Here is an 18,921-nt window from a genome sequence, read left to right as displayed (position 1 = left end):
TTCCCCGGGTCAACTCTCCCGGCCCGCACCCGCGTTGCGCGCCGCGTACCCCATGGCCGCCGCACCGCCCGCGAGCACGGCGACGGTCGTGAGGGCCACCGGCAGGGAGAACCAGTCGGCGAGGAAGCCGATCGAGGGCGGGCCGAGGAGCATGCCGCCGTACCCGAGGGTGGAGGCCGTCGCCACGCCGCCGGGGCCCGCGATCGCACCGGCGCGGGCCACGGCGACGGGGAAGATGTTGGCGAGGCCGAGGCCGGTGACGGCGAAGCCGAGGAGCGTGGCCCAGACGCTCGGCGCGAGCGAGCCGAGCAGCATCCCCAGGGCGGCGACGGTGCCGCCGGCGACCAGGGTGCGGGTCTGGCCGAGGCGTTCGAGCAGTGCGGTGCCGGAGAGGCGCCCGGCGGTCATGGCCAGCGCGAAGACGGAGTACCCCGCGGCGGCCACCCCGGGGTGGGCCTGCAGGTCCTGGGTGAGATGGAGGGCCCCCCAATCCGCCAGCGCGCCCTCTCCGTACGCCGTGCAGAGCGCGATGACACCGAAGACGAGCACCGTACGGCGCCCGCCGGAGGCCGTGGAGCCGGACGGTGCCGGAAGGGTCTCGGGAAGCACGGGGGAGGGGTGTCGCAGGAGTACGGGCCCGGCGGCAGCGGTCAGGGCGAGACCGACCACGGTGAGGCCGAGGAGGTGACCGGTGGGGGACAGGCTCCCGGCGAGCAGCCCGCCCAGGCCCGCCCCGAGCATGCCTCCCAGGCTGAACGCGGCGTGGAAACTCGGCATCACCGGCCGCCGCAACGCGGCCACGAGATCCACGGCGGCGCTGTTCATGGCGACGTTGATCCCCCCGTACGCGGCGCCGAAGACGAGCAGGACGAGACCGAGCGCGAGCGGGGACCGGGTGAGCGCGGGAAGGGCGACCGACAAGGACAGCAGGACGCCGGTGGCGACCGTCACGGCGTGGGAGCCGTACCGACGGCAGAGCCGCCCGGTCAGCGTCATCGTGATCACGGCGCCCGCGGACACCCCGAGGAGGGCGAGGCCGAGGTCGCCGGCCGAAGCGCCGGTCTGCTGCTTGATGGCGGGGATCCGGACGACCCAGCCGGCGAACAGGAAGCCGTCGAGGGCGAAGAAGAGGGTCAGGGCGGAGCGGAGGCGGGACAGGGAGTGGGTGGCGGTGTCTCCGCCGGGGCCCCCCGATACGGCCGTCCGTACTTTGTTTAGTAGCGGCACAAACTCAGGATAGGGCCCACCGGCAGCGGCAATCAAGCGGGCGTCCCCCACCGCGCCCCCGCGGCCCACCCCCGCCCGGGGCCACCCCACGGGCCCGATCATGGGAGACTCACCCCCATGAACGGCAAGGCGACGACGACCCGGACACGGCTGGACAGGGGGCGTAACGCGCTCGGCCCCGCGCTGGAACTGGTGCACACCGGCAGGGCGCCGACCCGGGCCGTCCTCACGGCGGAACTCGGCGTCACCCGAGCCACGGCCGGCGCCGTCGCGGCCGAGCTGGAGGCCCTCGGCCTGATCCGCGTCGACTCCAACCCCGGTGCCGCCGCGGGCTCCCAGGGCCGCCCCTCGCATCGCCTGGCCGTCGACGAGAAGGGTCCCGTCGCGCTCGCGGCGCAGGTCCACGCGGACGGCTTCCGCGCCGCGCTCGTCGGACTCGGCGGCACCATCGTGGCCACGGCGCCCGGCTGCGTCACGGTCTCGGCCGACCCCGCCCAGGTCCTCGGCGCGGTGGTCGACGCGGGCGCCGCGCTCCTGGCGGAGAGCGGCCGCCGCTGCGTGGGGGCGGGACTCGCCGCGCCCTCCGCCGTCGCCGAACCCGAGGGGACGGCCCTCAATCCGCTGCACCTCGCCTGGCCGGCCGGGGCGCCGGTGCGGGAGATCTTCGCCGAGCGGGTGCGGGCCGCGGGCATCGAAGGCCCCGCGTTCACCGGCAACGACGTGAACCTCGCCGCGCTCGCCGAGCACCGTCACGGCGCGGGGCGCGGCGCCAGGGACCTGCTCTGTGTGGCGACCGGCCACCGGGGCGTCGGCGGGGCGCTGGTCCTCGACGGCCGCCTCCACACCGGAAGTTCGGGCCTGGCCCTGGAGGTCGGCCACCTCACGGTGAACCCCGAGGGCCGCCCCTGCCACTGCGGCAGCCGCGGCTGCCTGGACGTCGAGACGGACCCGCTGGCGTTCCTCACGGCGGCGGGCCGGGTTCCGGGACCGGAGGTCTCCCTGCTCCAGCAGTCCCGTGACCTGCTGCGCACCAGCCCGGGCGACCCGGGTGTCCGGGTGGCGGTGGGCGAGTTGATCGACCGCCTGGGCCTGGGCCTCGCGGGCCTGGTGAACATCCTCAACCCGGACCGGATCATCCTCGGCGGGCTCCACCGCGAGCTCCTGGACGCGGACCCCGAGCGGCTCCGCGCGGTGGTCGCGGACCGCAGCCTGTGGGGCCGCAGCGGCGGGGTGCCGATCCTCCCGTGCACCCTGGACCACAACAGCCTGGTGGGCGCGGCCGAACTGGCCTGGCAGCCGGTACTGGACGACCCGCTGGCGGCCCTGGGCCGCGAGGCGGCCTGACAAAGGACCCCGCAGACGCCCCGCACCCGGGCAACCGGTTGCGGTTCGTACCACGAACTAATATCGTTCGTGGTACGAACTTCGGCATGCCCTGGGGGAAGGACGACACCATGACCGAACGACAGGTGGTCTTCGGGTTCGGCGCACACAGCGGCTTCGAGGACGCCCCCGAACTGCTGCGCCGCGTACGGCAGGCGGACGGCGACGGGCTGGACCTCTTCTCGCTGTCGGACCATCCGTACCTCGGCGGACGCCTGGACGCCTACGCCTCGCTGGGCTTTCTCCTGGGCCGTACGACACGGATCGCGGGCTTCGCCAACGTCACCAACCTGCCGACCCGCCCGGCCCCGGTGCTCGCGCGGACGGTCACGACACTGTCGGCGCTCAGCGAGGGCAGGGTCGTGCTGGGCATGGGCGCGGGCGGACTGTGGGACCGGATCGCCGACATGGGCGTGCCGAAGCTCTCGCCGGGCGAGGCCGTGGAGGCCTTCGAGGAGGCCATCGTCCTGATCAAGAAGCTGTCGGGCGGGGGCCCGCCGGTCACGTACGAGGGCCGGCACCACCGGGTGCGCGACCTGGAGACCACGCCCGTCGCGGCCCCGCCGGTGTGGACCGGCTCGAACGGCCGCAAGTCCCTGGCCGCCACGGGCAGGGTGGCGGACGGCTGGATCCCCGGCCACGCGGCGGACTGGCTGAGCGAGCGGTACCGGACGTCGCGGCCGGTCATCGACGAGGCGGCGGAGTCGGTGGGGCGCGACCCGCGGGAGATCCGGACGGTCTACAACCTCCCGGGGCGCATCACGGACCGGCCCCTGGCGGCCACGCGCGACGCGGAAGGACGCTGGATCGGGGGTTCGGCCGGGCAGTGGGTGGAGGAGCTGACCGGAGCGGTGCTGGACCACGACGCGTCGGGGTTCATCCTGTTCTCGCCGGGCGGCGGCGCCCAGGACGTCGACGCGCTGGCCCGCTGGGGCGGTGAGATCGTCCCGGCGGTGCGCGAGGCGATCGCGAAGGAGCGCGCCTGACAAGGGGCCTGGAGCAAGCGCAGGCGCAGGCCCAGCTCCCGTGCACGCCTCTTGGGTCGGCCGCGCACCGGTGCGCACGCCGTCGGAAACTGGGTGCGCAGGGGTGACGGGACACCGTACTGTTCCCCTTCATGATCACTTCCGATTCCGCAGCAGAACTCCCCCCGCGCCTCGGCAGCCTCACCTTCCACGGCCCCCTCTCCGAGGCCCGCGCCACCCGCATGATCGAGCGGCTCGCGGCCACCGCGCCCGCCGATGTGCTCGACATCGGCTGCGGCTGGGGCGAGTTGCTCCTGCGCCTCCTGGAGGCGGCCCCGGCCGCGAAGGGCGCCGGGATCGACATCAACGCCGAAGACCTGGCCCGCGGCCGGGCGCTCGCCGAGGAGCGCGGGCTCACGGACCGCGTGGCCTTCGTCGAGGAGTCGGCGCTCGGCACGGACCGGGGACCGGTGGACGCGATCCTCTGCCTCGGGTCGAGCCAGGCGCTCTGCGACCCCGAGCTGCCGTACGACCCCGTCGCCGTCCTGGGCGAACTGCGCCGGCTCGTCCGGCCCGGCGGGCGGGTCGTGCTCGGCGAGGGCTTCTGGGAGCGCACGCCCACGGAGACGGAGCTCGCCGGGATGTGGCCCGGCGCGAGCACCGGCGACCACTACTCCCTCGGGGCGCTCGTCGACCTCGCCATCGAGGCGGGATTCCGGCCGGCGTGGATCGAGACGGCGAGCGCGGAGGAGTGGGAGGAGTTCGAGTCCGGCTACCGGTACGACACCGAGGTCTGGCTCGCCGCGAACCCCGACCACCCGCTCGCCGCCGAGACGCGCGAGCGCGTCGACCGGCAGCGCTCCAGCTGGCTGAAGGGCTACCGGGGCGTGCTCGGCATCGCGTACCTCACCCTCGTCGCCGTGGCGTAGGACGGGCGGCTCACCACAGCCGCCCGGCACCTGGGGGGCGTCTTGTCGATCAGGCCGGGCTGATCGACAAGCCGCCCCCCAGCCGGTCCCGCCCCGGCGCCGACAGATGCAGCACCCGGAAGCGCTCGCCCTCGTCGGCGGGCGCGTCCGGGCCCGCCCACAGGGTGAAGGTGAGCAGTTCCCAGTGGCGCGGGTCCACCGCGAGGGCGGAGGCCACCACCCCGTCTCGGCGCGCCTCGCGCGCGTGCCGGGCCACCGCCTCGGCCACGGCCTCGCCCGGCGGGACCGCCTCGCCGATCGGGGTCCTGCGGCGCGTCGCGGCACCCGGTGCCGACGCGGCCGCCGGCCCCTCCTCGTACGACAGACCCGTCCAGTGCTGCACCACGGGCCGGCCGAAGTCGTCGACGATGCCCTGGAAACCGGGGCCCCAGAGGAAGGAGTTCATGCCCTCGGGGGTGGCCCACAGATAGAACGGCGCGTACTGGTTCACGGGAGACCCGGCCTCCCGCTCCCGCACCAGATAGGCCTTCAGGCCGAGCCCGGGAAAAGCGTCGAGCAGATGGCCCTTGGTCGCCACCCGCTTGTGGATGATCTCCATGTCGTAGTCGGCGGGCAGGGTGATCTCGTACTGCATCGCGTGCACGGGAAGAACTCCGATTCTTCGAGGCGGGGTCAGGGGGCGAGCAGGGCCAGCAGCCCGCGTACGGCGGTGTCGAAGGGTGCCGGCGAACCGGTCGCGCGGGCCAGCACATAGCCGCCCTGCACGGTCGCGAGGACGGCGGCGGCGATCTCCTCCGGATCGAGGGGGCCGCTCAACTCGCCTCTGTCCAGGCCCTCCCGGACGACCTCGGCGAGACGGCCGCGCACCCGGCCGAGCACCTCCTCGACGGGCGCGCGCAGCTCCGGGTCCGCGATCACCTCCGGGTCCATGGTCAGCCGCCCCACCGGGCAGCCGCGCAGGACGTCGCGCTCGCGCAGCAGATACGCCTCGATGCGGGCGTACGCCGAACCCGTACCGCCCAGGACCGCCTCGGCCGCCGCGCCCAGCTCCTGGGCCGAGCGCCGGATCGCGGCCAGCGCCAGGTCCTGCTTGCCCGTGAAGTGGTGGTACATGCTGCCCTGGCCGGCCCCCGCCGCCTGCTGGACGGCCTTGGGGCTGGTCCCGACGTAGCCGCGCTCCCACAGCAGCTCGCGGGTCGCCTCGATCAGCCGCTCGGACGTGTTCGTGCTCATGACGGCACTGTACATACCAGTAGGTACAGAAAGGAAGGAGTGCCCGGCCGGAGACGTACTCCCACCGTCGTACGCCGGAAGCCGCTGCCCGTACGACGACCCGGACCCCCTCCCGGAGGGAGTCTCGAATCACGGACAACGCACCGAGGAGCTGAACCCTCATGAACACACTCGCCTACGCGGGCCCCGGCCCGTGGATCCTCTTCTTCCCCCTCGTCTGGGCAGCGGTCGTCATCGGGATCGTCACCGCCGCCCGCCGGGTCGGCCGGCGACGGGGCCGGCCCTGGAGCGCCCCCGGGCCCGACGAGAACTCGCCCATCGCCCTGCTCGGCCACCGCTTCGCGGCCGGGGAGATCGACGAGGACGAGTACTGGCGGCGCCTGAGCGTCCTGGAGGAGCAGTTCGGCCGTGCCACGAACCCCAAGGGGCGCCGGACATGACCACCCACGCCCCGCTCCCCGCCGCCCGCGTCGTCGACGCCGTGAAGGTCTACGGGCGCGGCGACACCGAGGTCCTGGCCCTGGACGGGGTGAGCGTCGACTTCCCCGCCGGCCGCTTCACCGCCGTCATGGGCCCGTCGGGCTCCGGCAAGTCCACCCTGATGCACTGCGCCGCCGGACTCGACACCCTCACCTCCGGCGCCGCCCTCGTCGGCGACACCGACCTGTCCACGCTCGACGACCGGCGCCTGACCCTGCTGCGCCGCGACCGGATCGGCTTCGTCTTCCAGGCCTTCAACCTGCTGCCGACCCTCACGGTCGCCGAGAACATCACCCTCCCGCTCGACCTCGCGGGACACACCGTCGACCGGGAGCGGTTCGACCGGCTCGTCGACACCGTGGGTCTGCGCGACCGGCTCCACCACCGGCCGAGCGAACTCTCCGGCGGACAGCAGCAACGCGTCGCCGTCGCCCGGGCCTTCGCCGGCGACCCCGACGTCGTGTTCGCCGACGAACCCACCGGCAACCTCGACTCCCGCTCCGGCGAGGAGGTCCTCCGCCTGCTCGGCCGTACGGTCCGCGACACCGGTCGCACGGTCGTCATGGTCACGCACGATCCGGTCGCCGCCGCCCACGCCGACGAGGTGATCTTCCTCGCGGACGGCCGGCTGGTCGACCGCATGACCGGCCCCACGGCGGACCGGGTCCTCGACCGGATGAAGGCCTTCGAGACCGGGGCCGGACACGCGACGGCACCCGCCCTGTCCCACGGAGGCGCGCCATGAACACCCCCGCCACCCTCCGCCTCGCCCGCTCCTCCCTCCGCGCGCACCGGCGCCGCTTCCTCGGCACCTTCGCCGCCGTCCTCCTCGGCGTCGCCTTCCTCACCGGCACCCTCGTCATGGGCGACACCCTCCGCGCGAGCTTCGACTCGATGTTCACGAGCGCGACCCGGGGCACGGACGCCATCGTCCGCAGCTCCGTCACCGTGACCGCCGCCGGAGAGGCCCAGGGGACCCGCGGCCCCGTCGACGCGGCCCTCGCCGAGCGCCTCGCCCGGGTGCCCGGGGTCGCCGCCGCCGCGCCCCGGATCGAGGGCGCGGGCCAGCTCCTCTCCGCCGACGGCAGCCCCGTCGGCGGCAAGGGCCCGCCGACCCTCGCGGGCAACTGGATCGCGGACCCGGCCCTCAACCCGTACCGCCTCGCGGAGGGCCGCGAGCCCGTCGCCCCCGGCGAGGCCGTCGTCAACCGGGGCGCGGCGAAGACGGCCGGTCTCGCCCTCGGCGACACCACCGTCCTGCGCACCCCCGACCCGGTGAGGATCACCGTCGTCGGCCTGGCCACCTTCGGCGGCGCGGACGGCATGGGACAGGTCACCTGGACCGGTCTCACCCGCGCCGACGCCGAGAAGTACCTGACGGCGCGCCCGGGTGAGGCGACGAGCATCGCCGTACGCGCCGGGCCCGGCGTCTCCCAGCAGGAGCTGGTCGCCGCCCTGAAGCCCGCCCTGCCCGAGGGAGTCGAGGCGATCACCGGACAGCAGGCCGCCGAGGAGAACACCGAGGTGGTCTCCGGCCGCTTCCTCGACCTCTTCACCACCTTCCTCCTCGTGTTCAGCGGGGTCGCCGTCCTCGTCTCGGTCTTCACCATCCACAACACCTTCGCCGTCCTCGTCGCCCAGCGGACCCGCGAGAACGCCCTGCTCCGCGCGATCGGCGCCGCCCGCCGGCAGGTCGTCACCGGCACCCTCGCCGAGGCCCTCTCCGTCGGACTGCTCGCCTCCCTCGCCGGGGTCCTCGCCGGGATCGGCGTGGCCGCCGGACTCCAGGCGCTGTTCCCCGCGATCGGATTCCCGTTCCCCGAGGGCGACCTCGTCGTCTCCGGCACCTCCCTCCTGCTGCCGCTCGGCATCGGGCTCGCGGTCTGCGCCGGCTCGGCGCTCCTGCCCGCGGTTCGGGCCGGGCGCACGGCCCCGCTCGCCGCGCTCCGCGAGACGGACGTGGACGCCTCGGGCACCTCACGGCGCCGCGCCCTGACCGGCGGCGCCCTGCTCGCCACCGCCGTCGGCACGGTCCTCGCCGGTGTCCTCGGCACCCCGTCGCTGTGGCTCGCCGCGACCGGGGCGGCGCTGGCGGTCGCCGCGTTCGTGGTCCTCGGCCCGCCCGCCGCCTCGCTCGCCGTCCGGGTGCTCGGCCGCCCGCTGCGCGGGGTCAACCGGGGCCTCGCCCGCCGCAACGCCCTGCGCAGCCCGGCGCGTACGGCGGCGACCGCCACGGCCCTGATGATCGGGGTCGCCGTCGTCACCCTCTTCACCGTCTTCGGCGCCTCCCTCAAGGCGACCATGGACCGTACCGTCGACCGCTCCTTCGCCGGGGACGTGGCCATCGGCGCGCCCTCGTTCGGCGCGGGCGGCAGCGGGCTCAGTCCGCGCCTCGCCCCGGCGGTCGCCGCCCTGCCCGAGGTCGACACGGCCGTGGGCCTGGGAAGCGGCGTCGCCGAGGTGGACGGCCGGGGCCGGGCGCTCACGGTCACCGACCCGGCCGCGCTCGCCCGCACTCTGGACCTGGGGGAGGTACGGGGCTCCCTGAGCGGACTCGGTACGGACGGGCTCGCCGTCGCCGCCGACGAGGCCGCCGACTCCGGTCTGGCGCCCGGGCGGACCGCCGTCCTGACGTTCACCGACGGCAGCCGGCACACCTTCACGGTCCGTGCCGTGTACGAACGCGCCGACCTCGCGGGCGACTACCTCGTCACCCGGGAGGCCTGGGCCCCGCACCGCACCCAGGACGCCGACCGGCTGGTCGCCGTGTCCTTCGCGGACGGTGTCGGCGCCGAGGAGGGCAAGGCGGCCGTGACGAAGGTCGCCGACCGGTACGGCCATCCGGAGGTGCAGACCCGGCAGGAGTACGCGGAGGCCTCGGCGGGCGGCATCGACATGATGCTCACCCTCGTCTACGCGCTCCTCGCGCTCGCGGTCCTGATCGCGCTGCTCGGCATCGCGAACACGCTGACGCTCTCCGTCCACGAACGGACCCGGGAACTGGGCCTGTTGAGGGCCGTCGGGCAGACCCGGGCCCAGCTGCGGGCCATGGTCCGCTGGGAGTCCGTCCTGGTCGCCGCGTTCGGGACGGTCGGCGGGCTCATCCTCGGAGGCTTCCTCGGCTGGGTCCTCGTCCGCGCCTCGGGCGACAGCGCCTTCGCGTTCGCCGTGCCCGCGGCGCGGCTCGCGGTCGTGGCCCTGGTCGGTCTGGTGGCGGGCGCGGCGGCGGCCTGGAGGCCGGCGCGGCGGGCCGCCCGTCTGGAGGTCCTCAGGGCGATCGCGACGGAGTGACGGCCCGGAACCCCGCGGACCGCCTCAGCCCGCTCGGCCCGCCAGGACCGGGCGGGCGACCGACGGCGCCGGTACCGGCTCGGCCGGGGAGCTGAGCGGCACGCCGGGGAGCCGGCTGTAGCCGACGCCCGCGAACGGGGCCTCGATCCTGACGCCGTACCCGGCACGCGCGCACTCCTCCACGGGGTCGCCGACGGGCGGCGCCGTGAGGGTGAACCACACGACCTTGCCGGCGGCGCCGCAGGGCCGGATGCCCCAGCTCTCGCTGACCGCGCCGACGATGGCGAGCCCGCGGCCGGAGGTGGCGAGCGCGTCGAGGTCGTCGACCGTGTCGAAGACGTCCGCGTGGCAGACCTCGGGGAGCCGGGGATCGTGGTCCCGGACGGAGACGGTGAGGCGGTCGAGCAGCAGCTCGAGCTCGACCGTGCAGTGCTTGTCCGGCTGGGCGTGGCGGTGCACGTTCGTCAGAAGTTCCGTCACGCCGAGGACGGCCTGGTCGATCAAGGCGTCCAGCTGCCAATGTCGGAGATGGGCGGAGATGATGCGGCGGATCTGTCCGATCCGCGACGGCAGGGCCTGAAGCTCCACCGCGTAGTACCTGCTCGGCTCGCTGATCACGGCTGCGACTCCCCGAAGTGGTCCGGAAGAAGACGAAGATTCGGATCTGTCATGCGGTACAGAAGGGGCGGTGACACGATCGCAGCGTCACCACCGCTGAACCCTCAGTGAGGTGGGTTCCAGCCTGGACCAGCCGTGACCGCCCCGCAACTCGCCGCGAGCCGTCGCAGCTCAGGACCGTCCCGCGGCCCGCTTCAGCGCGGCGAGGAACCGCCCCGACGCCGCCGCGTCCCCGCTGACACGGCCGCGGTCGCGCTCGCCGTCGGAGTGCAGCGTCAGCCGGTACCGCGTGCCGTTCACGGTCGCCACCGTCTCGTCCGCCTTCGCGAACCACGGCCGCCCCGCCCGTACCGCCGAGACCGGCGCACTGTCGATCTCGCTGCCGTAACTCGTGAGGAGCGCGAGGCGGCCGTCCTCGATCCGCACCTCTCCCGCGCGCGTCAGCGAGCGCGGCCAGCGTGCGATCCGTACGCCCCTCGCGCTGAACTCGGGCTCCGCCATGCCGATCCGCCCCTTTCACCCGGTTGCCGTACCCAGTGTGCCGGGCCCTCGCCGCCCGCACCAGTAGCCCTCCCGAAGGGCGTCCACAAGGCAGGCCTATGGATCGTCAAAGGGAACGTTTGCCCAGGTGAGAGCGGTATTGTCGGCAGTGGGGGACCCGCGAGGCGACACGAGGAGAGCGACGGATGAGCACCACCCACGAGACTGCGGCCGCGGCGGTGGCCACCGTCGACGTCGACCGCAGCGACGCGACGTACCGGTCCTGGCTGAAGGAGGCCGTGCGCAAGGTCCAGGCCGACGCCAACCGCTCCGCCGACACCCACCTGCTGCGCTTCCCCCTCCCCGAGAAGTGGGGCATCGACCTCTACCTCAAGGACGAGTCGACGCACCCCACCGGCAGCCTCAAGCACCGCCTCGCCCGCTCCCTGTTCCTGTACGGGCTCTGCAACGGCTGGGTCCGTCCCGGAAAGCCCGTCATCGAGGCGTCCAGCGGCTCGACCGCCGTCTCCGAGGCGTACTTCGCGAAGCTCATCGGCGTCCCCTTCATCGCCGTCATGCCCCGCACGACCAGCCCCGAGAAGTGCCGGCTCATCGAGTTCCACGGCGGGCAGTGCCACTTCGTCGACGACTCGCGCACGATGTACGAGGAGGCCGCGGCCCTCGCCGAGCGCACCGGCGGCCACTACATGGACCAGTTCACCTACGCGGAGCGGGCCACGGACTGGCGCGGCAACAACAACATCGCCGAGTCGATGTACCAGCAGCTGAGGCTGGAGCGGTACCCGGAGCCCGCCTGGATCGTCGCCACCGCCGGCACCGGCGGCACGTCGGCGACGATCGCCCGCTACGTCCACTACATGCAGCACGACACCCGGATCTGTGTCGCCGACCCCGAGAACTCCTGCTTCTTCGACGGCTGGACGCACCACGACCCGCACGCCACCGCCGACTGCGGCTCGCGCATCGAGGGCATCGGCCGGCCCCGCATGGAGCCGAGCTTCGTGCCCGGCGCCGTCGACCGCATGATGAAGGTCCCCGACGCGGCGAGCGTCGCCGCCGTCCGCGCCCTGGAGACCGCGATCGGCCGCAAGGCCGGCGGCTCCACCGGGACCGGCCTGTGGAGCGCCTTCAAGATCGTGGCCGAGATGGTCGCCGACGGCCGCACCGGCAGCGTCGTCACCCTGATCTGCGACGGCGGCGAACGCTACCTCGACAAGTACTACTCCGACGACTGGCTGGCCGCCCAGGGCCTCGACATCGCCCCGTACTCCGCCGCTATCGAGCGTTTCCTCGCGACGGGGGCCTGGCCGGAGTGAGCCGCCGGTCCAGCCTGCGCGCCGCGTCCCGGAACGAGAACCCCACGCCCGGCGCCGCGAGGCGCAGGGTGAGCCGGAACGGGGCGGCGCCGTCGGCGGCCATCGTCCAGCGCAGCCGGGTGCCCGTCCCGGCGGGGGAGAGGGACCACTCCTCCGCCATCGCGGTCACGCCCGGGGCGTTCGTCGCGTCGACCCGGTAGGCGTAGCGGAGGTCGGGCTCGGAGGCCAGGATCGTCTCCTCGAACGCGATCCCGCCCCGCAGCCGTATGGTCCGGCCGGCGCCGTCGGCCGTCGGGACGGCGGAGGTGACGGCCGTGAACCAGGACGGCAGGCTCCCCACCTCCACGGCCACGGAACGGTAGACGGCGGGTGGGGGTGCGGCGAGGGTGGCGGTGAAGACGAGGCGGACGGGCGCGGACGCGGTGAAGTCGAGCTCCACCGGCTGGAGTCGGCGCGGCATGGGCCCTCCTGGGGGACGCGAACGGATGCAGCACCTTAGCTGACGCCCTGTCAACTTCCCAGGGCGCGTGCCCCCGCCCCGCGGCCGTGTGGGCAATCGTCCCGCAGGGCGGGACGGGTGGGCACACGGGACGGCGCCCTCAGCGGCGCCTCCGCGTTCCGCGCCTTGGCCCGCACCACCGGCGTGCCGTCACCAGGGGTGCGGGTTCAGGCGCGTAAGCCTCCGGCGCCGGCAAGGGCGCCGTCCGTTGTGCCCACCCGTTCCGCCCCAGCGGAACGATTGCCCACAACGGTCAGCGGTCTCGGAGCAGGCCGTTCAGGGCTCGGCCGAAGATCAGGCGGCCCGCGCTCGCCAGCAGCCCGTCGAAGGCCGCCGGGACGCCCCGCACCGAGAGGTCCTCCGTCCAGAGGACCCGGCTGCCACCGGCGCCCGTCGCCGTCACCTCCACCCGCGCCCAGCCCTGTACCACCCGGCCCGACTTCTCCAGGTGGAAGACGCCGGGGCGGTCGCCCGTCGGGGGCTCCCAGTGGACGATCTCCATCGGGTCGTCGAAGGCGAGGCGGCCGAGGCCCGTGCGGGCGGTGAACCGGGTGCCCGTCCCGTTCGGCCCCGGCGTCAGGACGATCGTCCGGGTCAGCGGCACCTGGCGCCCGTGCGCCGGCCAGTCCGTGAGCCGGCGCCACACCTCCTCCGGAGGCAGCGGAACCGTCCGCTCGACCCGGAACAGGGTCACGCCTGCTCCTCGCCCGGCACCACGAGACCCGGCAGGTGCTCCGCCACCTCCGCGCGTACGCCCTCCGGCAGGCCCCGGTCCGTCACCCAGGTGTCGACCTCGTCCAGGGAGGCGAAGGAACTCAGGCCCACCGTCCCCCACTTGGTGTGGTCCGCGACCACGACGACCCGCCGCGCCGAGCGCATCAGGCAGCTGTTCGTCTCGGCCTCCGCCAGGTTCGGCGTCGACAGGCCCGCCTCCACGGAGATGCCGTGCACGCCCAGGAACAGCAGGTCGAAGTGGAGCGAGCGGATCGCCCGGTCCGCCACGGGGCCGACGAGCGCGTCCGACGGTGTGCGCACCCCGCCGGTCAGGACGACGGTCGCCGCGCCGCGCCGCGCCTCGCCCCCGCCGCCGGTCTGCTGCGCCTCGTGGAAGACGTCGGCGACCCGCACCGAGTTGGTGACCACCGTCAGGTCGGGTACGTCGAGCAGGTGCCGGGCGAGCGCGTAGGTCGTCGTCCCGCCGGACAGGGCGATCGCCGTGCCGGGCGCGACGAGGGCGGCCGCCGTGCGGGCGATCTCGTCCTTGGCGCTCGGTTCGAGCACCGACTTGGCCTCGAAGCCCGGCTCGTGGGTGCTCGCCTCGACCACCGGAACGGCTCCGCCGTGCACCTTCGCGACCATGCCCTGCCGGGCCAGCGCGTCCAGGTCGCGGCGGATCGTCATGTCCGAGACGTTCAGGCGCCGGGTCAGTTCGTTGACCCGTACGCCGCCACGTCGCCGTACCTCGTCGAGGATCAGGGCACGCCGCTGCTCCGCGAGGAGGTTCTGGTTGTCAGTCACCGCCGGGGCCGGTCCTTCCGCAGGAGACAAGGGGATGAGTGTCGGATTCGGTGAGAGTCCGTGCGCGGTCGCACGGCCTTCCGCGATCCTGTTGCCGACGTCGCATCTTCCCACTCTGAGAGGAAGTCCCCTCAGTGTCCCCTGCCACACCCGCCCCGGAGAGCGGGGGCGCGGCGCTCGAACTCCTCGTCCACGGAGTCGGCGGAGCCACCCCCGAGTCGATGCTCGACGACCCCAGGACCGTCCGGGTCACCGGCGACCGGACCGCCGCCGTGTTCCGGCGGGGCGAGGACCTCGACGCCGAGGACCATCCCGAGCGGTACGCGGCGCGTCCCGTCCCGGAGGCCTACTGCTGGTCCAATCTGACCTCCGGCGACGGCGCCCGCGCGCTGTGGCTGCTGCTCCTGCCGTTCATGGTGGCCAACCTGGCGCACTGGATGCGGCCGCCCGCCGAGGGCAGGCCGGGCCTGGTGCGGCTCTACGGGGTCCTGGTCCGGCTCGTCGCCCTCACCCTGACCGTGCTCCTCACCGCCGCCGCCTGCGAGGTCGCGCTCGACCTGACGGCCTGGCAGTGCGCCGCCACCCCCGCCTGCACCGACGCGTACTCCTGGCTGGGTTTCCTCTCCGAGGGCCGCGGCGGCTGGTGGTCGCTGCCGGGCCGCCGTCTCGCCCTCGCCGCGCTCGTGCCGACCGCGCTCGTCGGTCTGCTCTGGTACCTCTCCAACCGGACGTGGAGCGCGTACGAGGCGCAGCGCCCGCCCACCGGGTACGACGCGCCCGCCACGGAGCCGCGGCCGGACGGGACGGACACGACGAGCACGGCCGACACGACCGGCACGGCCGACACGGAGGCCGCGGACGCCGCCGACCCGGCCGGTCCCGTCGAGCTCCGCCCCGCGCTCGGCCGTCCCGGCTTCTGGTACGGCCGCCGGCTCGTCGCCCGGCTCCGGGCCGCCCACACCGCCGCCGGCTTCCTCACCGTCGCCGCCGCCCTCGTCACGGCCACCGCCCGCGCGGACGCCGGCGCGCCCGGCCCGCGTTCCGTCCTCGGCTGGGTCCTCCGGGCGGCCGTCGTCGTCCTCGCCGTGGTCGTGGTCTGGGTCGTCTGCCGGCGCGGCCGCAGCGAACGGCGGCTCGATCTCCGGCTCGAACGCGCCCTCGTCTCCTGGCTTCCCGCCGCCTCCCTCGTGCTCCTCGTGCTCACGGCCGTGCACGCCGGCTGGGCCCGCCCCCTCCGGCCCTCCTCCGGCACCCTCCCCGGCGACGCCGTCTTCGGCGCCCTCACCCTCGTCCAGGGCGGCCTCGTCGTCGCCCTCGGCGTCGTCGCCCTGCTCCTCCAACGGCCCCGCAGGGACCCACGGACCGCCCTGCGCGGACTCGGCGGGCCCGCCGTCGCGATGCTCGCCTGCGCCCTCGCCGGGGTGATGTCCGGGGGAGTGGCGCAGCGCGTCGCCGACTGGCTCGACGGCCCGGCGGGCCACGGCGACGTACGCATCGGCCCGCCCGTCCTCCTCAGCTGGCAGGCCTCGGTCATCCCCGTCCTGCTCCTGCTGCTCCTCGCCCCCGCCGCCCTGCTCGGCGTACGGACGCTCCTCGACGCCCGGCGCCTGCGCCCCTCCGTCGAGGCCGACTTCGCCGCCGCCGACGAACGCGACCCGGTCCGTACGGGACAGATCGCGGCCGGCCGGGCCCGTGCCTCGCTCACCGACTCCGCGCCCGTCCTCGTCGGCGTCGTCTCCGGCGCGACCCTGCTCCTCGGGGCCGGGTCCGTCGCCGGCGCCTGGGCCAGCGGCAACGTCCCGGGACGCGCCTTCGACGGGGCCCACCCCGCGATCGCCTCCCTCGCCTCCGCCACCCAGGCCCTAGGCTCCTGGATGATCGGCCTCGGCTTCCTGCTCTTCGTCACCTGGGGCCGCCGCGCCTACCGGGACGCCTCCGCCCGCCGCACCATCGGCATCCTCTGGGACGTCGGCACCTTCTGGCCGCGCGCCGCCCACCCCTTCGCCCCGCCCTGCTACGCCGAGCGCGCGGTCCCCGACCTGACCTGGCGGATGAGCTCCTGGACCGGCGGCACCGGCGGCCGGCTCGTCATCTCCGGGCACTCGCAGGGCAGCGTCCTCGCCGCGGCCGCCGTCTGGCAGCTCCAGCCCGCCACCCGCGGCCGGGTCGCCCTGCTCACCTACGGCTCACCCCTGGAGCGGCTCTACGGCCGCTGGTTCCCGGCGTACTTCGGCCCCGAGGCACTGCGCGCCCTGAACCGTACGGTGCACTGCTGGAGCAACCTCTACCGCGCCACCGACCCGATCGGCGGCCCCGTCCGGGTGCCCGCCGAGGACGGGCGGCCGGCCGTCGACGGCGAGGTGCTGCTCGACCCCGTCGCGTACGGCCGCACCCGTGCGCATCCGCTGCCCGAACCGATCCTGGGCCACTCCGACTACCAGGCCGACCCGGCGTTCGCCCGCCACCGCTCGGAACTCCTCGACCGGCTCCCGCCCGCCCTGCCTCACCAGCGCGTGCCGAACGAGGCGACGGATCAGGGCAGTTCGGGCAGGTCCTCCGGGTAGAGCAGGGTCAGGTCGTCCGTGCTCGCCTCGGCGAGCGCGGCGACCCGGCCCGCGTGCCGCTCCACCATCGACTCGAAGGTCTGCCGGGCCGTACGGCCGTTGCCGAACGCCGGGCCCTTCGGGAGCTTCTCGAAGTACGTGAGCAGTGCCTCGTCCGTGCCCGGGGAGAGCCGGTACTCGTGCTCGTCCGCCTGCTGCCCGACGATCCGCAGCAGCTCCTCGGGCTCGTAGTCGCCGAAGGTGATGGTCCGTGAGAAGCGCGAGGCGACGCCCGGGTTGACGGTGAGGAAGCGCTCCATCTCCGCCGTGTACCCGGCGACGATGACCACCACCGCGTCCCGGTGGTCCTCCATCAGCTTCACCAGCGTGTCGATCGCCTCACGGCCGAAGTCCCGCCCGGAGTCCTCCGGGGACAACGCGTACGCCTCGTCGACGAAGAGGACTCCGCCGCGCGCCCGGTCGAAGGCCTCCTGCGTACGGATCGCCGTCGAGCCGATGTGCTCGCCGACCAGGTCCACGCGGGAGACCTCCACCAGGTGCCCGCGCTCCAGGACCCCCAGCGAGGCGAGGATCTCGCCGTACAGCCGGGCGACCGTCGTCTTGCCCGTGCCGGGGTTCCCGGTGAAGACGAGATGGCGGCGGACCGAGGCCGCCTTGAGTCCGGCCTCCTGACGCCTGCGCCCCACCTCGATCATGTTGGTGAGGGTCCGCACCTCCAGCTTGACGCTCTCCAGACCCACCAGGGCGTCCAGCTCCCCCAGGACGTCCTGCGAGGAACGGGTCTCCGGCGCGGGCTCGGGCACGGCGGGCGCGGCCGGCGCCGGGACGCGGGGCGCGGGCACCGTACCGAGCAGGCCCGCCGACTGGGTGGCCGTCAGGACCGTCCCGCCGTCGGGTACGGAGGAGCGGACGGCGCTCTCGTCGCTGGTGCAGTCCTCCGCGCTCGCGCCCTCCTCCGGGAACTCGTAACCGCCGCGCGCGCACCGCTCCGTGCGGCACTTGCGCAGGGTCGTGCGGCAGCCGTCCGTGACGTGGAAGCCGTATCCGCCGCTGCCCGTCACCCGGCAGCCGTGGAAGGAGCCGCGGCCCTCCGCCGACACGTAGAAACCGGCCTCGGCGGGCGAGGTGACCGTGCACCGGTCGATCGTGGGGTCGGCGCCCTTGGTGACGATGACCCCGGTCTGCACGGAGTCGATCGTGCAGCCGCCGAGGGTGCCGCCGCTGCCGTGGTCCCGGAACCAGGCGCCCGTGGAGGCCTCCCGGATCCGGCAGTCGTCGAGCTGGGCCGTGGCCCCGTCGCTCACCGACACCGCCGTGTTCCGCACCTGCGTCAGATCGCTGTCGACGACGTCGACGCGCGAGCCCCGGTCGAGGACGAACAGCGCGTCCGGCACGTCGTGCACCCGGCAGGCGTCGAGCACGGCGGTCGCCCCGTCGCTGACCCACACGGCCGGGTAGTCGCCCGTACTGTCGTGGATCTCGCACTGGTTGGCGTCCACCCGCGTCCCCGGGTCCCACACCGACAGGCCGTTGCGCCCGAAGCGGCGGACGGTGGACCGGGTCAGGGTCAGGACCGAGCGCGAGCGCAGGTCGACCGCGTTCTCCGGGACGTCGTGGATGTCGCAGTCGGAGAGCGTGAGCACCGCGTCCGTGTCGAGGGTGATGCCGTCGGCCGAGGTCCGGTGCACCGAGGAGTCGGTGAGGTGGGCGGCGGCGCGGGACGCGATCTGCAGACCGGCGCCCTTGATCTCGTACACCTCGCAGCCGACGCCCTCCAGGCCGCTGCCCTCGCCGGTCACGGCGATCCCGGCGCCCGAGGCGTGGTGCACCCGGCAGCGCTCCAGACGCGGATGGGCCCCGCCGCGCACCGAGACGCCCGCCTGTCCGGCGGAGACCACCTCGCACTCCTCGAACACGCCGCCCGCGCCGTCGAGCACGGCGATGCCGACCCCGGCGGGATTGTCGACCGTGCAGCGGCGGACCGTGGGCCGGGCGGCGCCCCGCACCTCGATCCCGGCGGCCGAGCGGGTCATGATCCGCAGGTCGAGCAGTTCGGGCGTGCCGTCCTCGACGAGCAGCGCGGGCGCGGCGACGTCCTGCCCCTCGATGTGCAGGTCCTGCACGGTGACGGAGGCGCGGAGGGTCAGCGGCACCCCGTCCGGGGGCGCGATCCGCACCGAGCCGATCCCGCCCTCGGGGCCGCGCAGGGTGACGGCCCGCCGGACCACGAGGTTCTCCCGATAGGTGCCGGGCGCGACGGTGAGCACGTCCCCGTCGCCGGCGGCCTCGAGGGCGGCGGCGAGAGAGGGGTACTCACCCGTGCGGCGCCGCCACCGCGATGTGCCGGTGTGCGTCACCTGGACCGTGCCCTGTGCCATGGGTGTGTCCTGCCCCCGC

The 18,921-nt window shown here is 74.5% G+C and carries 17 protein-coding genes; 8 read left to right on the top strand and 9 right to left on the bottom strand.

What is annotated here, in order from left to right:
* Positions 1-9: 9 nt before the first annotated feature.
* A complete protein-coding gene (locus tag AB5J54_RS05665) occupies positions 10-1,227 on the bottom strand; it encodes an MFS transporter (protein ID WP_369142791.1) in 1,218 nt (405 codons plus the stop codon).
* 117 nt (positions 1,228-1,344) lie between these two features.
* On the opposite strand from AB5J54_RS05665, the gene AB5J54_RS05660 reads away from it, so the two are divergent.
* The 3 genes from AB5J54_RS05660 (at position 1,345) to AB5J54_RS05650 (ending at position 4,504) form a co-directional block, all read left to right on the top strand.
* Positions 1,345-2,571 (top strand): ROK family protein, encoded by a 1,227-nt coding sequence (locus tag AB5J54_RS05660; protein ID WP_369142790.1) that lies wholly within the window; start codon positions 1,345-1,347, stop codon positions 2,569-2,571.
* Positions 2,572-2,681: 110 nt separating this feature from the next.
* Positions 2,682-3,596 carry an LLM class flavin-dependent oxidoreductase gene (locus AB5J54_RS05655; protein ID WP_369142789.1) on the top strand — a complete coding sequence of 305 codons (915 nt, stop codon included), beginning with the start codon at positions 2,682-2,684 and terminating at the stop codon, positions 3,594-3,596.
* A 131-nt stretch (positions 3,597-3,727) separates the two neighbouring features.
* Positions 3,728-4,504 carry a cyclopropane-fatty-acyl-phospholipid synthase family protein gene (locus AB5J54_RS05650; protein WP_369142788.1) on the top strand — a complete coding sequence of 259 codons (777 nt, stop codon included), beginning with the start codon at positions 3,728-3,730 and terminating at the stop codon, positions 4,502-4,504.
* A 49-nt stretch (positions 4,505-4,553) separates the two neighbouring features.
* On the opposite strand, the gene AB5J54_RS05645 is transcribed toward AB5J54_RS05650, so the two are convergent.
* Entirely contained in the window at positions 4,554-5,147 is a 594-nt protein-coding gene (locus AB5J54_RS05645; protein WP_369142787.1) for a DUF4865 family protein, read from the bottom strand.
* A gap of 29 nt (positions 5,148-5,176) precedes the next feature.
* The gene (locus tag AB5J54_RS05640; protein ID WP_369142786.1) at positions 5,177-5,752 is read right to left on the bottom strand and encodes a TetR/AcrR family transcriptional regulator; all 576 of its coding nucleotides are present in this window, start codon (positions 5,750-5,752) and stop codon (positions 5,177-5,179) included.
* Positions 5,753-5,898: 146 nt separating this feature from the next.
* Between AB5J54_RS05640 and AB5J54_RS05635 the strand changes: the two genes are divergently transcribed.
* Genes AB5J54_RS05635 through AB5J54_RS05625 form a run of 3 tightly spaced genes read left to right on the top strand, consistent with a single transcriptional unit; the run spans position 5,899 to position 9,508 of the window.
* Positions 5,899-6,177: an SHOCT domain-containing protein gene (locus tag AB5J54_RS05635; protein ID WP_369142785.1), complete on the top strand. Its 279-nt coding sequence runs from the start codon at positions 5,899-5,901 to the stop codon at positions 6,175-6,177.
* Entirely contained in the window at positions 6,174-6,962 is a 789-nt protein-coding gene (locus AB5J54_RS05630) for an ABC transporter ATP-binding protein (RefSeq protein ID WP_369142784.1), read from the top strand. The genes AB5J54_RS05635 and AB5J54_RS05630 overlap by 4 nt, the downstream gene beginning before the upstream one ends.
* The gene (locus AB5J54_RS05625) at positions 6,959-9,508 is read left to right on the top strand and encodes an ABC transporter permease (RefSeq protein WP_369142783.1); all 2,550 of its coding nucleotides are present in this window, start codon (positions 6,959-6,961) and stop codon (positions 9,506-9,508) included. The genes AB5J54_RS05630 and AB5J54_RS05625 overlap by 4 nt, the downstream gene beginning before the upstream one ends.
* Positions 9,509-9,532: 24 nt before the next feature.
* Here AB5J54_RS05625 and AB5J54_RS05620 read toward each other — a convergent pair whose 3' ends face one another.
* Entirely contained in the window at positions 9,533-10,126 is a 594-nt protein-coding gene (locus AB5J54_RS05620) for an ATP-binding protein (protein WP_369142782.1), read from the bottom strand.
* A 171-nt stretch (positions 10,127-10,297) separates the two neighbouring features.
* On the bottom strand, positions 10,298-10,627 hold the full coding sequence (locus tag AB5J54_RS05615; protein WP_369142781.1) for a hypothetical protein: 330 nt from the start codon (positions 10,625-10,627) through the stop codon (positions 10,298-10,300).
* Positions 10,628-10,812: 185 nt separating this feature from the next.
* On the opposite strand from AB5J54_RS05615, the gene AB5J54_RS05610 reads away from it, so the two are divergent.
* Positions 10,813-11,943: a PLP-dependent cysteine synthase family protein gene (locus tag AB5J54_RS05610; RefSeq protein WP_369142780.1), complete on the top strand. Its 1,131-nt coding sequence runs from the start codon at positions 10,813-10,815 to the stop codon at positions 11,941-11,943.
* Here AB5J54_RS05610 and AB5J54_RS05605 read toward each other — a convergent pair.
* From AB5J54_RS05605 to AB5J54_RS05595, 3 genes are all read right to left on the bottom strand, one after another.
* On the bottom strand, positions 11,903-12,403 hold the full coding sequence (locus AB5J54_RS05605; RefSeq protein WP_369142779.1) for an SRPBCC family protein: 501 nt from the start codon (positions 12,401-12,403) through the stop codon (positions 11,903-11,905). The genes AB5J54_RS05610 and AB5J54_RS05605 overlap by 41 nt on opposite strands.
* Before the next feature lie 292 nt (positions 12,404-12,695).
* Positions 12,696-13,136: an SRPBCC family protein gene (locus tag AB5J54_RS05600; protein WP_369142778.1), complete on the bottom strand. Its 441-nt coding sequence runs from the start codon at positions 13,134-13,136 to the stop codon at positions 12,696-12,698.
* Positions 13,133-13,960 (bottom strand): DeoR/GlpR family DNA-binding transcription regulator, encoded by an 828-nt coding sequence (locus AB5J54_RS05595; protein ID WP_369142777.1) that lies wholly within the window; start codon positions 13,958-13,960, stop codon positions 13,133-13,135. The genes AB5J54_RS05600 and AB5J54_RS05595 overlap by 4 nt, the downstream gene beginning before the upstream one ends.
* A gap of 134 nt (positions 13,961-14,094) precedes the next feature.
* Between AB5J54_RS05595 and AB5J54_RS05590 the strand changes: the two genes are divergently transcribed.
* Positions 14,095-16,524: a hypothetical protein gene (locus tag AB5J54_RS05590; protein WP_369142776.1), complete on the top strand. Its 2,430-nt coding sequence runs from the start codon at positions 14,095-14,097 to the stop codon at positions 16,522-16,524.
* Here the strand turns inward: AB5J54_RS05590 and AB5J54_RS05585 are convergent.
* Complete coding sequence (locus AB5J54_RS05585; RefSeq protein ID WP_369142775.1) at positions 16,494-18,902, bottom strand: right-handed parallel beta-helix repeat-containing protein; 2,409 nt, start codon at positions 18,900-18,902, stop codon at positions 16,494-16,496. The genes AB5J54_RS05590 and AB5J54_RS05585 overlap by 31 nt on opposite strands.
* Between the last annotated feature and the right edge of the window lie 19 nt (positions 18,903-18,921).

The organism is Streptomyces sp. R44 (assembly GCF_041053105.1).
GTDB lineage: Bacteria > Actinomycetota > Actinomycetes > Streptomycetales > Streptomycetaceae > Streptomyces.
The sequence above is the reverse complement of the archived record's forward strand: the minus strand, read 5'-3'. Positions and strand labels throughout refer to the sequence as shown.

Coding starts and splice junctions, on each gene's coding strand:
- AB5J54_RS05630 (WP_369142784.1), top strand. CDS start 6,174: ATGACCACCCACGCCCCGCTCCCCGCCGCCCGCGTCGTCGACGCCGTG.
- AB5J54_RS05640 (WP_369142786.1), bottom strand. CDS start 5,752: ATGTACAGTGCCGTCATGAGCACGAACACGTCCGAGCGGCTGATCGAG.
- AB5J54_RS05660 (WP_369142790.1), top strand. CDS start 1,345: ATGAACGGCAAGGCGACGACGACCCGGACACGGCTGGACAGGGGGCGT.
- AB5J54_RS05610 (WP_369142780.1), top strand. CDS start 10,813: ATGAGCACCACCCACGAGACTGCGGCCGCGGCGGTGGCCACCGTCGAC.
- AB5J54_RS05635 (WP_369142785.1), top strand. CDS start 5,899: ATGAACACACTCGCCTACGCGGGCCCCGGCCCGTGGATCCTCTTCTTC.
- AB5J54_RS05625 (WP_369142783.1), top strand. CDS start 6,959: ATGAACACCCCCGCCACCCTCCGCCTCGCCCGCTCCTCCCTCCGCGCG.
- AB5J54_RS05605 (WP_369142779.1), bottom strand. CDS start 12,403: ATGCCGCGCCGACTCCAGCCGGTGGAGCTCGACTTCACCGCGTCCGCG.
- AB5J54_RS05615 (WP_369142781.1), bottom strand. CDS start 10,627: ATGGCGGAGCCCGAGTTCAGCGCGAGGGGCGTACGGATCGCACGCTGG.
- AB5J54_RS05585 (WP_369142775.1), bottom strand. CDS start 18,902: ATGGCACAGGGCACGGTCCAGGTGACGCACACCGGCACATCGCGGTGG.
- AB5J54_RS05650 (WP_369142788.1), top strand. CDS start 3,728: ATGATCACTTCCGATTCCGCAGCAGAACTCCCCCCGCGCCTCGGCAGC.
- AB5J54_RS05655 (WP_369142789.1), top strand. CDS start 2,682: ATGACCGAACGACAGGTGGTCTTCGGGTTCGGCGCACACAGCGGCTTC.